The sequence below is a fragment of the Adlercreutzia sp. ZJ154 genome (assembly GCF_011039055.1).
Taxonomy (GTDB): Bacteria; Actinomycetota; Coriobacteriia; order Coriobacteriales; family Eggerthellaceae; genus Adlercreutzia_A.
In genome coordinates this window covers 1-16,925 of record NZ_JAAKEF010000008.1, presented here as the reverse complement: position 1 = coordinate 16,925, position 16,925 = coordinate 1, and the positions used below count along the sequence as shown (strand labels likewise).

At 51.8% G+C, this 16,925-nt stretch carries 21 protein-coding genes; 3 read left to right on the top strand and 18 right to left on the bottom strand.

Translation table 11 applies throughout. From position 1 onward, the window contains the following. Positions 1–18 precede the first annotated feature (18 nt). The 5 genes from G7Y37_RS04775 to G7Y37_RS04755 all read right to left on the bottom strand — a co-directional run bounded on the left by G7Y37_RS04775 (position 19) and on the right by G7Y37_RS04755 (position 4,034). Entirely contained in the window at positions 19–462 is a 444-nt protein-coding gene (locus G7Y37_RS04775) for a helix-turn-helix domain-containing protein (RefSeq protein ID WP_165062332.1), read from the bottom strand. Between the two features lie 266 nt (positions 463–728). Continuing rightward, positions 729–1,688, bottom strand: a complete 960-nt coding sequence (locus G7Y37_RS04770; RefSeq protein ID WP_165062331.1) for a HaeIII family restriction endonuclease — start codon at positions 1,686–1,688, stop codon at positions 729–731. Between the two features lie 2 nt (positions 1,689–1,690). Then, positions 1,691–2,692: a DNA cytosine methyltransferase gene (locus G7Y37_RS04765; protein ID WP_165062330.1), complete on the bottom strand. Its 1,002-nt coding sequence runs from the start codon at positions 2,690–2,692 to the stop codon at positions 1,691–1,693. Positions 2,693–2,839: 147 nt separating this feature from the next. Further along, positions 2,840–3,484, bottom strand: coding sequence for a DUF6179 domain-containing protein (locus tag G7Y37_RS04760; protein WP_165062329.1), 645 nt, complete (start codon positions 3,482–3,484; stop codon positions 2,840–2,842). Beyond that, positions 3,468–4,034 carry a DUF6323 family protein gene (locus G7Y37_RS04755; protein WP_165062328.1) on the bottom strand — a complete coding sequence of 189 codons (567 nt, stop codon included), beginning with the start codon at positions 4,032–4,034 and terminating at the stop codon, positions 3,468–3,470. Before G7Y37_RS04755 ends, G7Y37_RS04760 begins: the two co-directional genes overlap by 17 nt. 184 nt (positions 4,035–4,218) lie before the next feature. Between G7Y37_RS04755 and G7Y37_RS04750 the strand changes: the two genes are divergently transcribed. Then, positions 4,219–4,827: a CDP-alcohol phosphatidyltransferase family protein gene (locus G7Y37_RS04750; protein ID WP_206214101.1), complete on the top strand. Its 609-nt coding sequence runs from the start codon at positions 4,219–4,221 to the stop codon at positions 4,825–4,827. 325 nt (positions 4,828–5,152) lie between these two features. Here G7Y37_RS04750 and rhuM read toward each other — a convergent pair whose 3' ends face one another. Then, on the bottom strand, positions 5,153–5,938 hold the full coding sequence (rhuM, locus tag G7Y37_RS04745; RefSeq protein ID WP_165062327.1) for a RhuM family protein: 786 nt from the start codon (positions 5,936–5,938) through the stop codon (positions 5,153–5,155). Between the two features lie 553 nt (positions 5,939–6,491). Between rhuM and G7Y37_RS04740 the strand changes: the two genes are divergently transcribed. Together G7Y37_RS04740 and G7Y37_RS04735 are read left to right on the top strand one after the other, a co-directional pair. Further along, a complete protein-coding gene (locus G7Y37_RS04740) occupies positions 6,492–7,151 on the top strand; it encodes a phage integrase SAM-like domain-containing protein (RefSeq protein ID WP_165062326.1) in 660 nt (219 codons plus the stop codon). A gap of 81 nt (positions 7,152–7,232) precedes the next feature. Next, complete coding sequence (locus G7Y37_RS04735) at positions 7,233–8,165, top strand: ORF6N domain-containing protein (RefSeq protein WP_165062325.1); 933 nt, start codon at positions 7,233–7,235, stop codon at positions 8,163–8,165. 44 nt (positions 8,166–8,209) lie between these two features. Here G7Y37_RS04735 and G7Y37_RS04730 read toward each other — a convergent pair whose 3' ends face one another. The 12 genes from G7Y37_RS04730 to G7Y37_RS04675 form a co-directional block, all read right to left on the bottom strand. Next, a complete protein-coding gene (locus G7Y37_RS04730; protein WP_255463933.1) occupies positions 8,210–8,512 on the bottom strand; it encodes a hypothetical protein in 303 nt (100 codons plus the stop codon). Positions 8,513–8,801: 289 nt separating this feature from the next. Further along, on the bottom strand, positions 8,802–9,293 hold the full coding sequence (locus tag G7Y37_RS04725) for a hypothetical protein (protein WP_165062324.1): 492 nt from the start codon (positions 9,291–9,293) through the stop codon (positions 8,802–8,804). Further along, positions 9,290–9,562, bottom strand: coding sequence for a hypothetical protein (locus G7Y37_RS04720; protein ID WP_165062323.1), 273 nt, complete (start codon positions 9,560–9,562; stop codon positions 9,290–9,292). Before G7Y37_RS04720 ends, G7Y37_RS04725 begins: the two co-directional genes overlap by 4 nt. A 79-nt stretch (positions 9,563–9,641) precedes the next feature. Beyond that, entirely contained in the window at positions 9,642–9,887 is a 246-nt protein-coding gene (locus tag G7Y37_RS04715) for a hypothetical protein (RefSeq protein WP_206214099.1), read from the bottom strand. 108 nt (positions 9,888–9,995) lie between these two features. Beyond that, on the bottom strand, positions 9,996–10,961 hold the full coding sequence (locus G7Y37_RS04710) for a DUF1848 domain-containing protein (protein ID WP_165062322.1): 966 nt from the start codon (positions 10,959–10,961) through the stop codon (positions 9,996–9,998). A 13-nt stretch (positions 10,962–10,974) separates the two neighbouring features. Beyond that, entirely contained in the window at positions 10,975–12,474 is a 1,500-nt protein-coding gene (locus tag G7Y37_RS04705; protein WP_165062321.1) for a hypothetical protein, read from the bottom strand. Further along, entirely contained in the window at positions 12,471–13,511 is a 1,041-nt protein-coding gene (locus G7Y37_RS04700; RefSeq protein WP_165062320.1) for a 3'-5' exonuclease, read from the bottom strand. The genes G7Y37_RS04705 and G7Y37_RS04700 overlap by 4 nt, the downstream gene beginning before the upstream one ends. 20 nt (positions 13,512–13,531) lie before the next feature. Continuing rightward, positions 13,532–14,491 (bottom strand): hypothetical protein, encoded by a 960-nt coding sequence (locus G7Y37_RS04695; protein WP_165062319.1) that lies wholly within the window; start codon positions 14,489–14,491, stop codon positions 13,532–13,534. Positions 14,492–14,574: 83 nt separating this feature from the next. Further along, positions 14,575–15,051 (bottom strand): hypothetical protein, encoded by a 477-nt coding sequence (locus tag G7Y37_RS04690; RefSeq protein WP_165062318.1) that lies wholly within the window; start codon positions 15,049–15,051, stop codon positions 14,575–14,577. A 2-nt stretch (positions 15,052–15,053) separates the two neighbouring features. Next, positions 15,054–15,839: a restriction endonuclease subunit S gene (locus G7Y37_RS04685; RefSeq protein WP_165062317.1), complete on the bottom strand. Its 786-nt coding sequence runs from the start codon at positions 15,837–15,839 to the stop codon at positions 15,054–15,056. Between the two features lie 9 nt (positions 15,840–15,848). After that, entirely contained in the window at positions 15,849–16,061 is a 213-nt protein-coding gene (locus G7Y37_RS04680) for a hypothetical protein (protein WP_165062316.1), read from the bottom strand. 187 nt (positions 16,062–16,248) lie between these two features. Further along, on the bottom strand, positions 16,249–16,776 hold the full coding sequence (locus tag G7Y37_RS04675; RefSeq protein WP_206214098.1) for a hypothetical protein: 528 nt from the start codon (positions 16,774–16,776) through the stop codon (positions 16,249–16,251). Positions 16,777–16,925 lie beyond the last annotated feature (149 nt).

Genomic DNA, 16,925 nt, shown 5'->3' with positions numbered 1-16,925 from the left:
ATGGTTCCTTTCGTGTAGTCAGTCAGAGATTCTCTCGCTTATGGCACGACCGAAGTTTTCCAACTCGGCGATGGCGTCCTCCACGCGCTGCAGCGCAAGCCCTTGCGACTCGTCACCCAACACGAGTAGCTCGCTTCCGGTGTTAAGGTCAAACACGTCGCGGGCTTTCTTGGGGATGACAATCTGCCCGCGTTCGCCCATGCGCACAACACCGAAGATGTGCAGCCCGCGCGGCGGTACAGGGTAGCCAATTTGCTCTTCATCGTGATGAACGAGCGAATCGATGCTTACGTCGAATATCTGCGCAAGGCGCGTCGCGTTGTCTAGGTCGGGAATAGCGTCTCCCGCCTCCCACTTCGCGACGGTCTGCCTTGCCACGCCAATCTTCTGGGCTAGTTCTTCTTGAGTCATGCCCTGCCTTGTTCTGAGCGCGAGAATGTTCTGATTGATCATATCTTTCATACCTCCCGGTTAATTCTATGAGGCTTTTTCTTGCGAATCCACCAATTGAAAGTTGCAACACTTCACCAGTATTGTCGCCTACAAGTGACATTCTATATGCAGCGCCATCTCAGCATCCATATTGTGATGGTGCGAATACTTCGAACCAAGCACATCGCATACATCGCGCGAGAAGAATGGGAGAAGGATCGCACATAACCCCTATACGCGGTGTGCTGTATAGGGGTTTTCGGAATGAAGAAATGAAAGCAGAAATGCCATGAAATCTAAAAATCAACCCAAGAACAATTTATTGTAATTACCGTTACAGGCATACCAATAATTTGAATATCAAATTTTAGACTTGGCTCAACTTTCGTAGAGGCATTATGAATTCTAAAACTAAACTGCCAACCGTTATTCATGTAAAGTTCAACCGTATTATTACTACCCGGTTTTATAGCAAGGCTTACTATTCTAGTAGGAAGTTGGCTAACAGGAATATTAATTTTAGGCGCTGATATCGAACTGGATTTATTCAATGTACCGTGAATGTTATAAGCTTGAATTTGCGATATTTCTCTATTATCAAGAGAAATAATTTTATAAAAGTCAAAGAAACCTAAAAGATATTCAACTAATTTAGCAGGGAGTTCAGAGTCAACAGAATATGATTTGTTTATCTCTTCAATGAAGGCAAGTAACAAGGGAATATATACGTTATCTTCTTTTGACGGCAAGTCCTTCCATTTTGTTCCGTTTTGCTTCTCCCTTTTCAGGTAATCAAAGATAGGAGTTACAGTATCCCAATAAGACTTAGAACAGGGAACACCAAACCATTTCTCCCCAAAATCTAAATTTGAACTTAATCTACTATGTTTCACAGCGAAGTGATTATGTTTTAGACTTAACCCAATTTCCCAGTTGATATTTCTTCTAATGATTAGAATATCTCTAACGTCACCAATAATTCCTTCACTATCCTTTTGAATTTTTAGTTCTAAACAATCTAATCCATCTTCAACGATTAGTGGCTCCATATCAAACAGTGTCGGAATGACAACAGAGGCACTAATTTTTAAAAGCCTTTTTAGCTTGCCATCAATTTTCCCCCAAGAACTTTTAGCAGCAAAATAACTGCTATTTTCTTCAAGTTCAACAGGTCTAAATTTTTGTATTTCCTCTTTGAGCAAATTTATGAAGACAAACTCATAGGCTCTACCAAAATCGTTGCTTCTATTTGTCATAACTATTTGTTTTCTTTGTTTAGTGAATTTTTTATAGCTTGTGCAATTTCGTAGGCTAAATTTACTGGAACAGCATTCCCGATCATTTTATACGCATCGTTGACATTCTGATAAACGAATTGAAAATTGTCTGGAAATCCTTGAACTCGGGCAACTTCCCGCACTGTCATTCTTCTATACAGGTCTTCTTTTCCTTCTTCGAAAACACATTTATTCGTTGCAATCTTTTTCATTTTAGGCGCTTGCGGGTGGAGTTGACATTGTCTTCCAGATGCCTGAACGGTATATGCTTGTTCATCCCATCCTTTAACCCTGTTTCTGCTCATAAAAATTGGCGAATAAGCACCAATAAAATACTCATTGTTATTTATTGCTTTGGGATTATGTCTGTTCTTCTCATTAGCAGGAACAGCAGTTTCTTGCAAATCCCAAATTACATCTTTTAGTGTGAGTTTATCCTTGTCGTTCTCTGTTGAACCTTTTGGAAATGTAAAGTCAATACCAAGGTCTTTTCTAAACCCAATATAAAAAACCCTTTTACGCTCTTGGGCAACTCCGTAATTTTTAGCATTTACAAGAGTTCTTGAAACATCGTATCCGCACCCTTCGAACAAATCCATAATACTTTGAACAGCGTCCGAATGGCGATTAGCAAGCATTCCACTAACGTTTTCCGCTAAAAAGAATTTAGGCTTTGTTTCTTTTAGAATTCTTATGTAGTCATAAAAAAGTTGCCCTCTTTCATCGTTAATTCCTTTTAAAGAGCCTGCTTCTGACCACGATTGGCACGGTGGTCCACCAATTATTCCATCAACATTGTCAGGAAATTCCGCTGCGTCAATATCTCTAATATCGCCTTTCAATAGTTTGGTGTTGGGGTGATTTATTTTAAATGTTTCCCAAATTGTTTTATCAAACTCATTGGCAATGGGTATCTCAAAACCCACTTTTTCAAAACCAAGGTCTAATCCGCCACAACCACTGAACAGACTGATAACCTTCATACATCTCACTCTCTATACTGTTTTACAGCGTGTAATTATTATATTCCGTATAGATGAGATGATGAAATACAGAGCCATTGATAGCAATAGCTGCATTATTTCGTGATGTAAATTCATTAAACCCATTAAACTCCGACAGCTGGAATGCTAGAAGACCATCGCGGGCGCCAGTTCGTCCTTGTGGGGAAACAGCAGGTCGTAGAGGTTTACGTGCAAGCCGCGGTAGTCGGGACAAATTCTCTCAAGCACAGAGATGCAACTGCCCACGTCGAACTGCGTGATCCAGCGCACCTCGACGAGAAGCTGTGCAAGCCACGCCTCCACGTAGTCGATGCCTATGAGGTTTGAGTTCACGGGCGCGCTCAGCTGATAATCGATGTCGCAGGGAATCTCGTGCGCGGCGAAATATACGTCGTAGCGTCTCTTTATTTCGCCCAGACTAGCCAACGTATCCCTCAGGGCGATGTTGCGAATGGGCGGCATAATGGTTACAGCCTCGCGCCAGAGGATGAGCGCATCATCCATCCGTCTTTCCAGCTCTCGAATAGCTTCATGCCAGAGCGCAACGGGGTCGTCCGCGTCAAGAACGCAGGCGGCTTCCTCGGGCGTGGCGTCTGCGATGCCCAGCGCGTAGACCACCGACGTTGCCAGCTCGTGCGCCTCGTAGGCGGATATACTCGATGTTCCACCTGCGCAGTACAAATCGACCACGTGCATCATCAGGCGGGCGAAGTTTTCCCTTGCCCTGTCAATGTCGGGGGTGAGCCCATATCTGCTAATCGTCCCAGCCATCAGCCCACCTCTCTCCATCCCATCCGTCGGCTTGCTCGTTGTAGTCCCATTCGGCAGCATCGAATGTGTAAGCGTGCCCTTCGTCATCCACTATGCGGTACGCCTCAGATCCTTCTGCTTCAGCTGCCCGCACATATTCAGCAGAAAAGCCCATGACCTCATCCGCCGACATCGAGGCGATCACGGCGGCATCACCCCATTCGTCTAGACAGCCGCGCAGGGCTTCGGTAATCTCCACGTCAGGCACGTCAACCGGCAGTTCGTCCCGAAGCATATAGAACGCATCCTGCAGGTCGGCAAGCGTGTCCGCCACTACGTCCTGAGCGATACTCGGAGAGGAAGCAACAGCCTCAGCGATCATGAAAACGGCAGGCGTGCCGAACTCCACACGCTCTGTTTCCGCAAGAGACTCAGCTCTACGCTCCGCCAGAATACGGACATCCTCGCCCGTGATAGCCATATCGCTTACGGCGAGCCGCCTGTTCAACTCGTCCAGCATATCCTCTGTTCCACCCACCATCCTCATGGCGAGCCAAGCGTTTGCGCCCATACGCACAGCCCCTTCCCAAATCGCGGTCAATGTCTAATACCGCGAAGAGGTACCCAGTTCAAGACTGCAAATCCAGACGAAAATATGGTAATGTGAGACTCGTCAAGAAGAACTTCTCCACAAAAACTTACGCAATGGTCAAATACCCGCCGCCCCCGCCGCGTCAATCCTGAAGTACATATACGTGCAAATCGTCACCAGCGAAAAGCTGTATGCCCGCGTCATAAACAGCCCCGTGCCGTACAATATTGAGAAGATCAAGGCAAAAGTTTGGAAGGCGAGGGGTTTGGCGAACGCGCTCACCATATGCAGGATCGCGCTTAGCGTCGCGCTGCTAATACCGGCTGCTCTCTCGCCCGCCTTCCTTATCATCTACACCATTGCCGGTCTAACGGACATGCTCGATGGTTTTGTGGCGAGAAGGACGGGGACGGAAAGTAAGCTAGGCGCTATGCTCGACAGTGTTGCGGATCTTATTCTCGTCATCGTTTGTTTGGTTAAGATACTGCCCGTTGTCTCGATGCCGCCGTGGCTGTGGATTTGGGTCGCAGCGATAGCTGTTGTGAAAATAGCAAATGTGATAAGTGGCTTTGTGGTTGCAAAGCGCATGGTCATGCTCCATACCACCGCCAATAAAGTTGCAGGACTCGTAACGTTTCTTGTGCCTTTCGCCATCCCGTTCTTTGGCATTGTAGCCCCGGCTATCCCCGCGTGCGCCGCAGCAACATTCGCGGCAGTCCAAGAAGGACACTTCATTAGAACAGGTTCCGCCAACCCGGAAAGCCGACAATGACGAGAAAGCACAGCACATCGCTCAACACCCGCATCATGCCTGCCACCTCATTGACAAGCTCTCTGACAGTTCTAGTGCTATGAATGCCCGCACGAGCCTCCACTCCTTTTAGTCGCGGAGCAAAGAGAACTAGCCGAGAGCGATACTCAATGAAGAACACTGACATAAATTTCCCTTTTCCCGCTGGCTTACCCGCAAACCAGTTTCCCGTAACCACCACCTAGAACTGCTGAACATGCGCCCCATATTTCACCCCATCAGGGCAAAGACGCTCAATCCATCTCCTCGATCTTATTCATCGGAATCACCCGGCTCAGTTTCCGCTTCATGCTTGGGCAATTGCTCTTAGCTCATCCTCGGATAGATGGTTCTTCGCAATGACCACATCGAAGCGCTGGATCTTTCCCTTTGGAGCATCCTTCCATATGGTCAAGCCCATATGCTCTTTTTCAGAATCTGCGCGATTGTAAATCGTTCCTGCAGCTGTTTCTCCATGAATTGCCCAATGAAGCTTGTTCTGGACCTTAGAAAAGAACTGCCGTGTAGTTTCGGCGGTCGAATCGTAATCGACGCTCGTAGCATATATATCGGTTATCTTCTGATAAAACTTACGCTCAGAAAGCCTTATCTCCCTTACGCGCTGCAACAACTCTTCGAAATACTGCTCTGTAAGAATGCTGCCGCCATTTTTAAGGCGTTCATCATCCATCACAAATCCTTTGATGGTGAACTTCTCAATAACCGCGTTTGCCCATTTCCTAAACTGAACCGCCCTCTGAGAATCGACCTTGTTACCTACAGCTATGATGGCCGAAAGATTGTAGTGATTCACCTCACGAGACACCTCGCGTGAGCCCTCTGCTTGAACTATTCGGAATTTCCGAATAGTTGAACCCTCATCTATCTCGCCATCCATATAAAGCTTCTTGAGATGTTCATTGATAGTCGGCGTTGTCACGTCATAAAGAACGCCCATCATCTTCTGAGTAAGCCAGACATTTTCATCTGCGTAGATTGCATTGATGTCACCGTCGCCTGCGGCAGCGATGAAGGTCAGGTATTCAGCAGCGCTGGAGCGGACGATGTCTACACTTTTCTTTTTATCTGGCATCAAACAGCGCCTTTCATGTCTACGACTATGGTATCGATCTTCTGACAAGCTGATCCTCACGTGCAACGATGTGTAAAATTTCGGCGTTCAGAGCCTGTCTATCTCTTCGCGTTCAGCTTTTTCTCTACTGTTGCTTTGCATCCCCATTCAGTCTGATCACAGTTTCCTGCCCCTTTTCAGATGCAAAGCATTATACTTCGCAGACTGAAACGACTGAAAGCGATTGCTCAAGCGGACTAATTGACAACAAAAAAGCAGGTCAGATAATCTTTTCGGATTATCCAACCTGCTATTGAAGTTGGTCGCGGGGGCTGGATTTGAACCAACGACCTCCGGGTTATGAGCGACCCCGAGGGTGTCATAGTTCAAGTCACCGCTCTCACCGTTTCCAGAAACCGCTGGTAAATGTGGTGGGCGTGTGGTTTTCCTAATCACTGTTTCCGCTCAAAATCTGCCTTTCCAACCTTCCCAGCTTCCAGTTGGTGGCAATTATGGTGGCAACCATGGTGGCAATTGAATTGCCTTCGAGCTCGGAAGAAAGGAAGGCAAGACCATGGCAGAGCTCAATTACACTACGCGCAACATCCGGCAACGAGGGGCAGAGGGCATGTGGGAAGTCACACTCTCGCATCGTAACCCCCTCACCGGAGAGGTGGTGCGCACCTACCACAAGGTGGAGGCAAAAACCCGCAAGCAGACCGAAAAGAAGCGCGATGAACTCATCCTTAACCTCGAGCGCAAGGGAGGCGCGCTCGCCGCGGGCGTTACCGTGCGCGAGTTCATGGATCGATTCGTGGACTACAAGGAGGAGTCCGGCACGATTGAGCCCTCCACCGTGCGCGACTACCGAGGCCAATCCCGCATCATCGCCAAATACATCGGGGCCGAAAAGCTCACGTCGGTGACCATCGCCACCGTCAACGACTGGATGGCCCGCATGACCCGCGACGGATACGCGCCGAAGAGCGTGGCCAAGCCCTTCCGCCTGCTCAAGCAGGTCATGAAGTGGGGAGTCGCACAGGACCTCATCACCAAGAACCCCTGCGACTTCTGCAAGCCGCCAAAGCGGGTGAAGACGCCCATCAACGCGCTCAACCGCACCGAGCGCACGCGCATGCTGCAGCTCGCCCGCGCATCCCAGCCCCAGCCCCTGGGCGTCGCCGTGGAACTCGCGCTCACCACCGGCATGCGGCGGGCGGCGGAAATCGGGTAAAGACCGACGGGAAGGCGCTCTTGCTGCAGGCGCCCTCTCCGCTTGATACAATTCGACCCACTGAAAAAGAAAGGCGGAACCATGACAGAAGAAGAGGAAAATGCGACGGTCGCAATCGTCCCCGCGAACGAGCCGGCTATACGCAACCTTATATACACGGTTCGTGGTACCCAGGTTATGTTGGACAGCGACCTGGCGAAGCTGTATCAGGTCGAGACCAAAGTGCTCAACCAAGCCGTCACAAGGAATCCTAACCGTTTCCCCGAGCGTTTCTGCTTTAGACTCACGCGAGATGAGGCTGAAAATCTAAGGTCACAGATTGTGACCTTACACCCCGAACTGGGAAAACAGATATCCTGGTGGCGGTACATGCCCCGAGTGTTCACCGAACAGGGCGTCTCGATGCTCTCCGCCGTGCTCAGAAGCGACACTGCTGTAAACGTGAGCGTGCGCATCATGGATGCCTTCGTGGAGATGCGCCACTTCATCGCCAGCAACGCCGCCATGTTCGAGCAGGTGCGAGACGTGGAGCTAAAGCTGCTGGAGTACCAGAAGACCACCGATGAGCGCTTCGAGCGGGTGTTCGACTACATGGACACGCACGAGGCGCCGAAGCAGAAGGTGTTCTTCGACGGCCAGGTGTGGGACGCCTTCGAGCTCCTGGTGTCGCTCGTGCGGCGAGCCGAGCACGAGATAGTGCTGATCGACGGCTACGTGGACACGGACACGCTCAGCATCCTTGCAAAGAAGCAAGGCGGCGTAAATGTCGTTGTTTGGACCCACCCTCACACGCGCCTCGATCAGCACGACGTCGACGCCTTCAACGCGCAGTACCCGCGGCTGGAGATCCGGCATACGACGGCCTTCCACGACAGGTTCCTCATCCTGGACGGCGTGCAGGGCTTCTTCGTCGGCGCATCGCTCAAGGACGCCGGCAAGAAGAGCTTCGCCATCTCGCGCATCGAGGGCGAGGAGTTGGTGGGTACAATCCTCTCGCGTCTCGAAAGACCGTGAACGCCATCGACTAAAGCCCACAAACGCGACCTTAACCAAAAGCCCTACGCCAGCAGCTCGTTCACGCGTCGTTGCACGGATGCATAGCTCGAACCCAAACGCCGCTTTCGTTCTTTTCCGTTGCCGTAGTCGCCATTGATTACGGCACGGGCAAGCGCGTCGATGTCAGCTGAAGGACTAGAAGAGCCAGAGGGCAAACCAGTGCTAAAGATCTCATTAACACGGCTCTGAACGTCAGAATACTTATCGCCCAAAGCCGTCCTGCGCTCGTCGCCGTTCCCGAACTCTCCAGCGAGCACACGCCGTGCCAGATCGTCGATGCCATCAGGGGAAGGGTCGGAAGGCAAACCACCCCGTCCGCCCTGCCGTTGTAGTGCAGTATCCCGTCCCAGTGGCCGCTATAGTAGCCGCGCACCCGGCTCTCGCGCCCAGTCTGGTCGCCGGGCTCGCCGTCGACGCCCCCGGTCTCGCTGATGGAAAACTCAGCCAGAAGGTCGGCCGCCCCCGTGATGCACGCGACGATGATTGACTCCATAAAGAACTGCCTCCCGAGATCGCGTTGTTCGTCCTCGGGAGGCAGTGTCTGACTGCGTCACAAATTCAGTTATTAGTGGGCTGTAACTCTGTGATTCCTAGCTACCAAGTAATGATGTTGTCCCTACTGTGCTCTTCGCCATCGGTTCCTAGCCAACGTGTCGTAATCACAAATTTGCTTGGCGACCCGCTAACAAAGAGCACTGTTTCGTCAAAGCTCTCTCCTGGCTCCAACCTTTCAAAAGGTTCTTTGTCCTGTATGAATGCGTAAGGCGCATTATCATCGTCGCATTCGCAAGTAACGTTAGTCACCGTGGTTCCGCCAGTGTTGGCAATACGTATGTAGTGATTCTTCAGTCCAACCAGCACGTGATGAGCTTCCACTTTCGACGACTCACGCTTCTCCGCCGCCTGTTCTTCTTTCTGCAGTTGAAGTTCATGAAGACGTAGCTGCATCTCGGCCAGCTGTTCGCTACGTTCCTTGTCTCGCTTATTGAGCCTATAGTTCATAACAAAGCTGACGGTAGCGACTATAAGGCTGAGGCTTGATATTACGATGGGTGCCAAGGTGGTAAAAGTCGGATCTATTGTCATCTAATCTCCCAGCCCTGCTTCTTGAGCGCTTTCTTAAGGTCTTTAGCAAGAGCGTCAACGATGTCGTCGCCCATGTCGCTAACCGTCGTATCAATTGACTCGGCATTTGCCTCTATAAGCTCCGCCCTTGAAAGTGATCTTTCACAATGACCGCAGGTAAAAACCCAGTCATCAGTAAAACCTTGGCCGGGAGCTGGCGTTTCGTACGCAAATTCAGTAAACCCACACGTTGGGCAAGTTAGTGCCACTTGAACAGACAGATCGTCCATGTCCACCTCTCAACGATAGCTTTGTTGAACACAACAATTCTACCGCTGGAGGTGGACATAAACGAATCGAAAGCGTTTGTTATGCAGCCGTCAGGTACCCAGGCGTACCAGCCGTGTCGATGCGGAAGTAGGTGTACGCCGTCTTACTGCTCGTCCACGCCGTGCCGGCGCCGCCCACCAGCGCCTTGCAGTTGTAGAAGTACTGCGCGCCGGTCAAGCCGCTCGAAGGCAGCGCCCAGTCCGCATCGGCGTAGATCGTCGCCAGGCTCGCGCAGTTCGAGAACATCTGCGTGGCTTCCTGGCTGCCATTGGTCTCACCGTCCATGTTCCTGCCTGCCTTTCGTCTCGTAAGGCAGGCAGAGACGAACAATGCCCGCACCTTTACCGGTACGGGCATTGTCGCAGCGTGTCACAAGCTGGTGGTGGCGCAGCCTCAGAGTAGCTGCATTTGTTCTGGCTCAAGTGGTCCGGTGAAAAAGCTCTTTTGATCTTTCTTGAAGGGTAGGTCCTCGGGGTTGCAGGTTCCAATGAGCACTGCGGATTCGGGATTGTGCTTTTCGCAATTCGCCCTGATGGAACCTTGCGAGTAGTTTGCGTAGCAGTATGCGCAGCCATGCAAGCAGGTGTTGTAGACGCCGATATCCGTGCTTCCGATGCAGCCGCAAAGGAGCCGCTGGTTCTTATCCTTACCTCTGCCCCTAGATGACAGGGATTTTCCGGCAATCTTCTCGATAAGGTCAGCATCGACGCAATGACCGTGCTTTATGCCGCAGGCATCGAGGTCAATCTCTTCGGCACAGGTCTCGACCGTCATGCCATATCCTCGCGCGACATCTGCGATGTAAGCGGCGAGCTCGTTCTTCTCATCCGCAGACCCGTCGCTTATGCCAAGACTCTGGATGTTCTTGGTGTTGTTGTAGTCCATGTCGAGAAAGCTGATCACGATGCGAGTAGCCGAGCCTTCGAGGAGGTCGGCACACTTGGCAAATGCGCTTTTATGGAAACCCATGGAATACTTCTCGCTGAAGAGAATGGGGTCGTATCTCCAGATCACCCGCTCGGGTCCTATCCTCTCGGAGAGGACCTTGAACGTTTCGATAAGACCAGTTTTATTGGCGGGCAGATGAGGCTCGAGATCTTGCCCGTAGGGCGTGATCGTGAACTGGAAGTAGTAAGGGATGCCGGTCGCATCGAGCTCGTCGAGTCTTTCCAGCATTGGCCTAGCGTTCTTGGTCCATAGGACGATTGCGTCGACAACGTCGGAATCCAGCCTAATCTTTGTCAGCTGATTGGCATTGAAGGGGTTCCTAGTGACGACGAATCCCTCCTCAAGGCGCTTGTAGAACCACTCAGAGTAGAAAGCGGGGATGTCTGTCCTGCGACTTGCGCTGATGATCATGGCCGCACCAGTCCTACTTTTCGAGCAACGCAAGGACAGCGCCAAAAAGCTCCCTGGCAGTGTCTTCCGTGGCCTTGGACATCGAATCGCATAGGGTCTTTGGGATTGCGGAAAATCCGAACGCCGCACCCCAGAGCGCAAAGGGTAGGCAGAGATCCGCCACTTGGCATTTGATCAGCAGGTACCGATAGAAGCTGTCAAGTTCCTCGCTGTCCTGTCTCTCGCATAACAACGCAAGTATCCTCAGCGCCTCGAAGGAACTCTCATCTTCGATGCCGGGATTGTCGTTGGGATCGAACTCATCCATGTTGTTCAGATGAGGCAACAGCCGGTTGACGTATTCGCGCTCGCCGCTGCCTTCCCAGCGGTCGCCAACGCGGTTTCTTATCTCCTTGCCGCACTCAAGCGCGAATTGGTATCCGAGGCTGCGTCTTGCCTTGCCCAACACGTCGGCGCGTATCAGGTGATTGATCAGCGCTTGTGCCAGCTCACCGTCTTTTTCCGGTAGGCATAGCATAGGTCCGTTGCTTCCTTCGTCGACAGAGGGCTTGAGATCCGCCTTGAACGGAGTAGTCCTCGTGCAGTCGTCCTTTGCCTTGCGAATCCTCTCTTCGAGATCCGTCCTATACATGTTTAGTGCGAAAGAGTCGTTACGGTCTCCGGCGGACAGGTCTATTGCTGCCATCCTGCGCAGGCTTCGCAGCTCCTCTTCGAGGTTAAACGACTTTACGTCGGCTTCCTTCATCCGTCCGATGGGCTTTGCCTTCGTAGACATGGCTTTCATGCCAAATCGGTAAAGCACGTATTCCAGAGTGCATCGGTAAGCCTCGAGCTCTTCAGTATGCGCTTGAGTGACGGAATTGATCAGGTTGTCGACGACTCCGAGATACTCGACATAATCATCTCGAATCTCTCCCGCCTTAGGAAGCGAGTAGTAGAACCCGAGACAGTAGCCGAATATCGCCCCCTTCATCCTGTCGAGCCTCTCAAATCGGTCAATGTCCTCAGGCTTCGCCTCCAAGCAATCGAGCTTTGTCTCAATGTCATCGGTTAGGGGCTGCTCAGCCATGTCGAACAAGGTCGCGCCCGGCTCTTCGGGCATCATAACCTTTGCCTTCGCCCGATACTTGCCGGAGAACTTCGCTTCAATGCTCCTCTGGACGCCATTGAATGCCGCGTTCAGGTCCTGTTCCGAGTAGAAGACAAACCTGCATTTCATAGGATCGATGCGAATGGTCTCGGCCGTCCAGAACCCACTATCAAGGCCGTCGATCACATGTTTTACCAGACTCTCGTCGAGCTCGAGAACCATGGCGATGCTGTCCTCATCAACGCTCGGGGCTGCGGGTTGATTGGCGTAAAGGCGAATGAGGTCCGCATCGTCGTCCTCGCCAATAGTCTCGAAGAATCTGAACCCGTAATTGCGCCTGGCGTATAACGAGGCAGGTGAGATCGTCTCGGTCGAAAGGATGTTGCCGAGATTCGATGCGAGTGTAAGTACGTAATAGCTCACAGTACCTCAGTCTCCCTTGCTCTTATATCGGTTTCGTAAAGGTCTCTTGGTATCCTCTGCAGGACTGCCGGCATCTGCCCGGTGTACAGGATGTAGAGGGATTGGTAAGACCGCGTCATGGCCACGTAGAAGGGCTCCAAAAATCCTGCAAGCGCCGGATTCTCGCATTCCGGCAGGAACACTGCCCTGAACTGAAGTCCCTTCGCGCTGTGGTAGGTCATGATCTTCGGGTTGGTGGTCGCGAAGTTGAGGGTGTTGTGCGAGCTCTGGCCCTCGTTGTACTTCGCCTCGACATTCAGCCCGTTGCCGCTCAGGTACTGAGCGGTCGCACGTGCCTGGTCATTCTTCGGGAGAAGAATCCCAACGTCGTCCAAACCCCTGGAGCGAACGATATGGATAATCGTGTTAAGCTGCTCTTCCCTCGAATTGAAGCTCAAGAAGTAGGGCTTCTCGTCGCCCTCGTCCTTGCATCTGCTCACTAGGTCGTCATTCTCCGCGTTCACGAACTCGGCCACACGTGCGATCTGGGCGGGCAGCCTGTGGTTGAACACGAGCTGCTCGGTCGGAAATTGAGTGAAGCGCTGAATCTCCTCCATGTTGGCGGGCGCATCCGGACCCTTTCTGAACGCGTAAATCTGCTGAGAAGAGTCGCCGTAGAGAAGCAGCGCCTTCTGCGCGTAACTTCTGAACATAGCAATATCTCGCTCGGAGAAGTCCTGGGCCTCGTCTACCAGAATGTAGTCTGTCGGGTACGGGTTCTGTCTCCAGTGGTACCAATAGTCAATCAGCCTCGGGTCGATTCCCTCGCCTCGGCAGCCTTCGACGAAGTAATCCTTGAGCGCCTTCGTGTACACGACAATCTGAACGGTACCCTTGTTGTTGGATACGATGTCATGCAGGCGCCAGAACGCTATCACCGACTTGCCGCTTCCGGCGCATCCGCGGACGATGAGGGAGTTCTCCGACCTACGGTTGACGACCTTGCGTTGGAAGTCGTCCATTTCCGATTCCCTGATGTAGAAGTTCTTCTTACTCACGATCTATGGCCCCTTCCCGGCTAGTCTATCTCATTGAACTCTTGGCAGTGTGTCCTGTTGTCCTCCGTTATCGGACAATTCCAGAGGGCGACTGAGCCGGAGAGTTTTTCGGCCAGTTCGGCAGACCCAATGACACGATAACAGATTTTAGAACATTCGTTCGCTACACTCCTATAGTTGACGTAGATTGCATTCTGTGTGTAGCAGCTGCGTCCGCATTCGCCCTCGAATCTGTTGCATAAGAGGGGCAGTACTGTCTTGTAACGGGCATTACCGGCGAGGAACTCATTGACTTGACCGTTTAGGAGAGCTGGCGTCCATCGTCCGCCAGCTCCGTTGGGTGAGGTCACATCCAAGACCATAAGCATGCCCGTAGGCTTAAGCGTTGCAGTGAAGGCAGAACAGAACTCACGATAGGGCTGCTCGGAGACATGCGCCTTATCGAGCTCGTTAAGCATCTTCGAGTTGATTACGAAGTCGAAAGACTGAGGGTACTGTGGCAAAATGTCTCTGATGCGGTCAAAGGGCTTCGGTGCCTCGAACACGTGATTCACTGAATTTAGATCGATGTTTATTCCAACGCGCGTCTGTGCTTCGCCGATAACACCGCGCATCACCTTATGCGCCTCCGCATTTCCTTCTATGGAGACGATGTTTAGCTGCATCGCGTTAGGTATCCACTTGCTTATTGCGAGTATCAGGCCGAGCAGATCACCACCGGTGCCAGTTCCGACAGAGCAGATATTGATGCTTGGCTCGCATGCGAGCGAGCTTGCCAAGCTCTTGTCGGATAACAGGCTATCGAATATCACGAATGTCTCGGCAAGGCTTCGTGGAAAGTATGTCCCCAGATAGGTCAGCACCCCAGCCCTGTCCGAATCGAGGTTGCTGTCGAAGGTCCTCTTCCTTCCGGCGGGGTTATGAGTTGCGTCATAGTGATCGAACACGAGCGCGTTGACCCATTCAGAAAGAGTAACCATGATGGTTCCACCCTGGTCTCTGACCATGGGGTAAAGATTAGGGGCTCTGTTTCCATTGTTGTGATTACTTTGGTCCATCAGAATCAATCCTTGTTGTCGCGGCAATCCATGATGACCCGTACGATTCCGCTCTCGATCGTCTGTGGATATATGAGCTTTTTTAACTGCTTTCCAAATCTACATTCCATTAAACCAGGCGTAATGTTCGTAACGTAGCCATGTCCGAAAGAGCTGTGTTCTATTTCCATGAGATAGTGATTAGGCTCCGTATCCTCTTCGCCATCTTCGGGACTTAGGAAGTCTGCAAGGGAGCTTCGCGTATCAGATGGCACGCCAGACACGTAGACGAGATTCCCCGGCTCAATCGTGTTAGTAATCATCTTCTGCACTTTACCCGTAGCTAAAGAGTACCGGGTGTAGTTCAAAATGTACTTGCCTTCATGCCGTTCGAGTATTGCAGTGTTGTAATGCACGAGTTGTTCACCACGTATATGCAGGCTGAGGGCGTCACCACTCGTAGAGCCAGAAATGAAGCTCTTTATGAGGTCCATCTGTCTCATGTTTAATTCTCGACCTTGGTAAGATTCATGACGCTATCTGCAAGCTGCGTCCTTATCAGGACAAATGCTGTTTGTAAAGCAAGGGGCGGAATCATTACAGGTCTGTTCGCGAGCTCTGCCTTATCAAGGACTTGTCCTTCGCGTGTTCCAGGCCTAATTAGTGAACGGAAATAGTCAGGGCAGTATCTCATGAATATTTCAAGAAACTCTGCGTTTATGATTTGTTCGTTTACGTAATAGACGTGGTATGCGGGGCTCACAGAGCCTATAGCCTCTTTCATGACGCCAAAATTGAATATTTCACGGCTCATCCCGAACACAATATCACCCTGCTCAATGATCTTATTCTTGCTGTTGCTTGAGCTGAGCGCTTTATTGAATTTCTCGCTTCGCGGGAACACGCCATTATTGGTTGTCGAATAGACAGGGATGTCCTCACGATCGCCGACCTTGTCGGTTCGAACAGTTAAGAAACCGCCCATTGGCATGCACTCCCAAGATTCGGGAATAATGCCATAGTCTGTCTCCTTTAATGCGCCTCCGTTGCTTTTATACGGAAGCGAGTCGTCAGCAGGGAGGCTGGGGTTGATGCGCTTGAGGCTGCTCGGAAGCACCGCAGGAAGGAAGACGTCGCAATAGTCGGGCGTGGTGCGGGGCACGTCGGGACCGTGCAGGTACTCGTAGCCGTGCTCGTCCCTAAGATGCTCGATTATCACCTGCTCGTAGAAGTCCTCGTTCATCGGCATGGAGACCGATGCGTACTCAATGGTAACCTTGTTGTCGAACATGCCAATCACCTAGTTCCGGTCGCGCGAGGAAGTGAGCTTCTCGATCAGGCACTGCTTTACGAGTGAGGTGAAGTTGAGCCCGTTGAGCGTTGCGTACTCCTTGGCAGAGTCGCGCATCGTACGCGGAAGCCGGAGGGTGACTGTGACCAGCTCCGAGTCAGTGAGGTACGACTGCATCTCCGGGGTCGAGGCACCCGATTCGACGAGATCCTTGTAGCCCATAAGAATCCTTACCGAGTAAATCGAACGTAAATACACAACGAGTCACATTCTAGCAGACCACAACAGTTCAGAACTTAGCTGCCAGCTAATACTGTGCGGAAGGCGGAAACAACGTTCGCGAGGAACACGCTGATGAGAAGATTGCTCCTAGAAGCATTAACAGCAGAGATCGTTGTCGAAGAGGAAGTCAGGCAGAAGGCGAAGACAGAAGGCGGCGAGAAGACCGTGGACCCGAAGCTTGCATCCCTATCCCAACCGACGAACCTGCGAGTCGTTCGCCGTTGCAAATCGCCGAGACCGTGAGCATCACGTAGTTGAATTTATCTGTGCCGCCGGTCCTGGCCGCTGGCCCGGTCACGCTCTCCTCCTCGCCGTACCAACACCGGTACTCCCAGGCGCCCATAGTGACGCCCACCTCGCGCATGTCCTGCTCCTTCTCTGCAGCCGTGTCCTGGATGATGCTGTCGTCGAATTGAACCTTGACCTCGCCTTCGTCGGGGATGCTTTCGCCGAAGGATCGCGACGCGAACATGACCGCCTTGCTGATGCCGACAAGAGCACCCTCCAAGCTGTTCTCGTGCCTTCTGATGTTGCGCATGAGCGCGGAGTTGTCCGAGGACACCTCGGTGGTCGTCTTGACATACCCGCGCGAGTCGTCCATGTCGAAGTAGTTGATGCCGAAGCCGGTGAGGTCGCCAAGCATCTGCAGTGCCACGCGGAACGCCTTGATCTGACCATTGGCGCGACAGCTTATGGCGCACAATATCGTGGAAGTGTTCGTGCCGGATGTGGAGACCGAAGGCGCCCGCGATCTCTCCCGCGTGCTGGAAGATATCCGAGACGACCTCACGCGCGCCAAACATC

What these genes read in the sequence shown, in the direction of transcription:
- G7Y37_RS04775 (WP_165062332.1), bottom strand. Translation starts at nt 462, where the DNA reads ATGAAAGATATGATCAATCAGAACATTCTCGCGCTCAGAACAAGGCAG.
- G7Y37_RS04770 (WP_165062331.1), bottom strand. Translation starts at nt 1,688, where the DNA reads ATGACAAATAGAAGCAACGATTTTGGTAGAGCCTATGAGTTTGTCTTC.
- G7Y37_RS04765 (WP_165062330.1), bottom strand. Translation starts at nt 2,692, where the DNA reads ATGAAGGTTATCAGTCTGTTCAGTGGTTGTGGCGGATTAGACCTTGGT.
- G7Y37_RS04760 (WP_165062329.1), bottom strand. Translation starts at nt 3,484, where the DNA reads ATGGCTGGGACGATTAGCAGATATGGGCTCACCCCCGACATTGACAGG.
- G7Y37_RS04755 (WP_165062328.1), bottom strand. Translation starts at nt 4,034, where the DNA reads ATGGGCGCAAACGCTTGGCTCGCCATGAGGATGGTGGGTGGAACAGAG.
- rhuM (WP_165062327.1), bottom strand. Translation starts at nt 5,938, where the DNA reads ATGCCAGATAAAAAGAAAAGTGTAGACATCGTCCGCTCCAGCGCTGCT.
- G7Y37_RS04740 (WP_165062326.1), top strand. Translation starts at nt 6,492, where the DNA reads ATGGCAGAGCTCAATTACACTACGCGCAACATCCGGCAACGAGGGGCA.
- G7Y37_RS04735 (WP_165062325.1), top strand. Translation starts at nt 7,233, where the DNA reads ATGACAGAAGAAGAGGAAAATGCGACGGTCGCAATCGTCCCCGCGAAC.
- G7Y37_RS04725 (WP_165062324.1), bottom strand. Translation starts at nt 9,293, where the DNA reads ATGACAATAGATCCGACTTTTACCACCTTGGCACCCATCGTAATATCA.
- G7Y37_RS04720 (WP_165062323.1), bottom strand. Translation starts at nt 9,562, where the DNA reads ATGGACGATCTGTCTGTTCAAGTGGCACTAACTTGCCCAACGTGTGGG.
- G7Y37_RS04715 (WP_206214099.1), bottom strand. Translation starts at nt 9,887, where the DNA reads ATGGACGGTGAGACCAATGGCAGCCAGGAAGCCACGCAGATGTTCTCG.
- G7Y37_RS04710 (WP_165062322.1), bottom strand. Translation starts at nt 10,961, where the DNA reads ATGATCATCAGCGCAAGTCGCAGGACAGACATCCCCGCTTTCTACTCT.
- G7Y37_RS04695 (WP_165062319.1), bottom strand. Translation starts at nt 14,491, where the DNA reads ATGGTTACTCTTTCTGAATGGGTCAACGCGCTCGTGTTCGATCACTAT.
- G7Y37_RS04690 (WP_165062318.1), bottom strand. Translation starts at nt 15,051, where the DNA reads ATGAGACAGATGGACCTCATAAAGAGCTTCATTTCTGGCTCTACGAGT.
- G7Y37_RS04685 (WP_165062317.1), bottom strand. Translation starts at nt 15,839, where the DNA reads ATGTTCGACAACAAGGTTACCATTGAGTACGCATCGGTCTCCATGCCG.
- G7Y37_RS04680 (WP_165062316.1), bottom strand. Translation starts at nt 16,061, where the DNA reads ATGGGCTACAAGGATCTCGTCGAATCGGGTGCCTCGACCCCGGAGATG.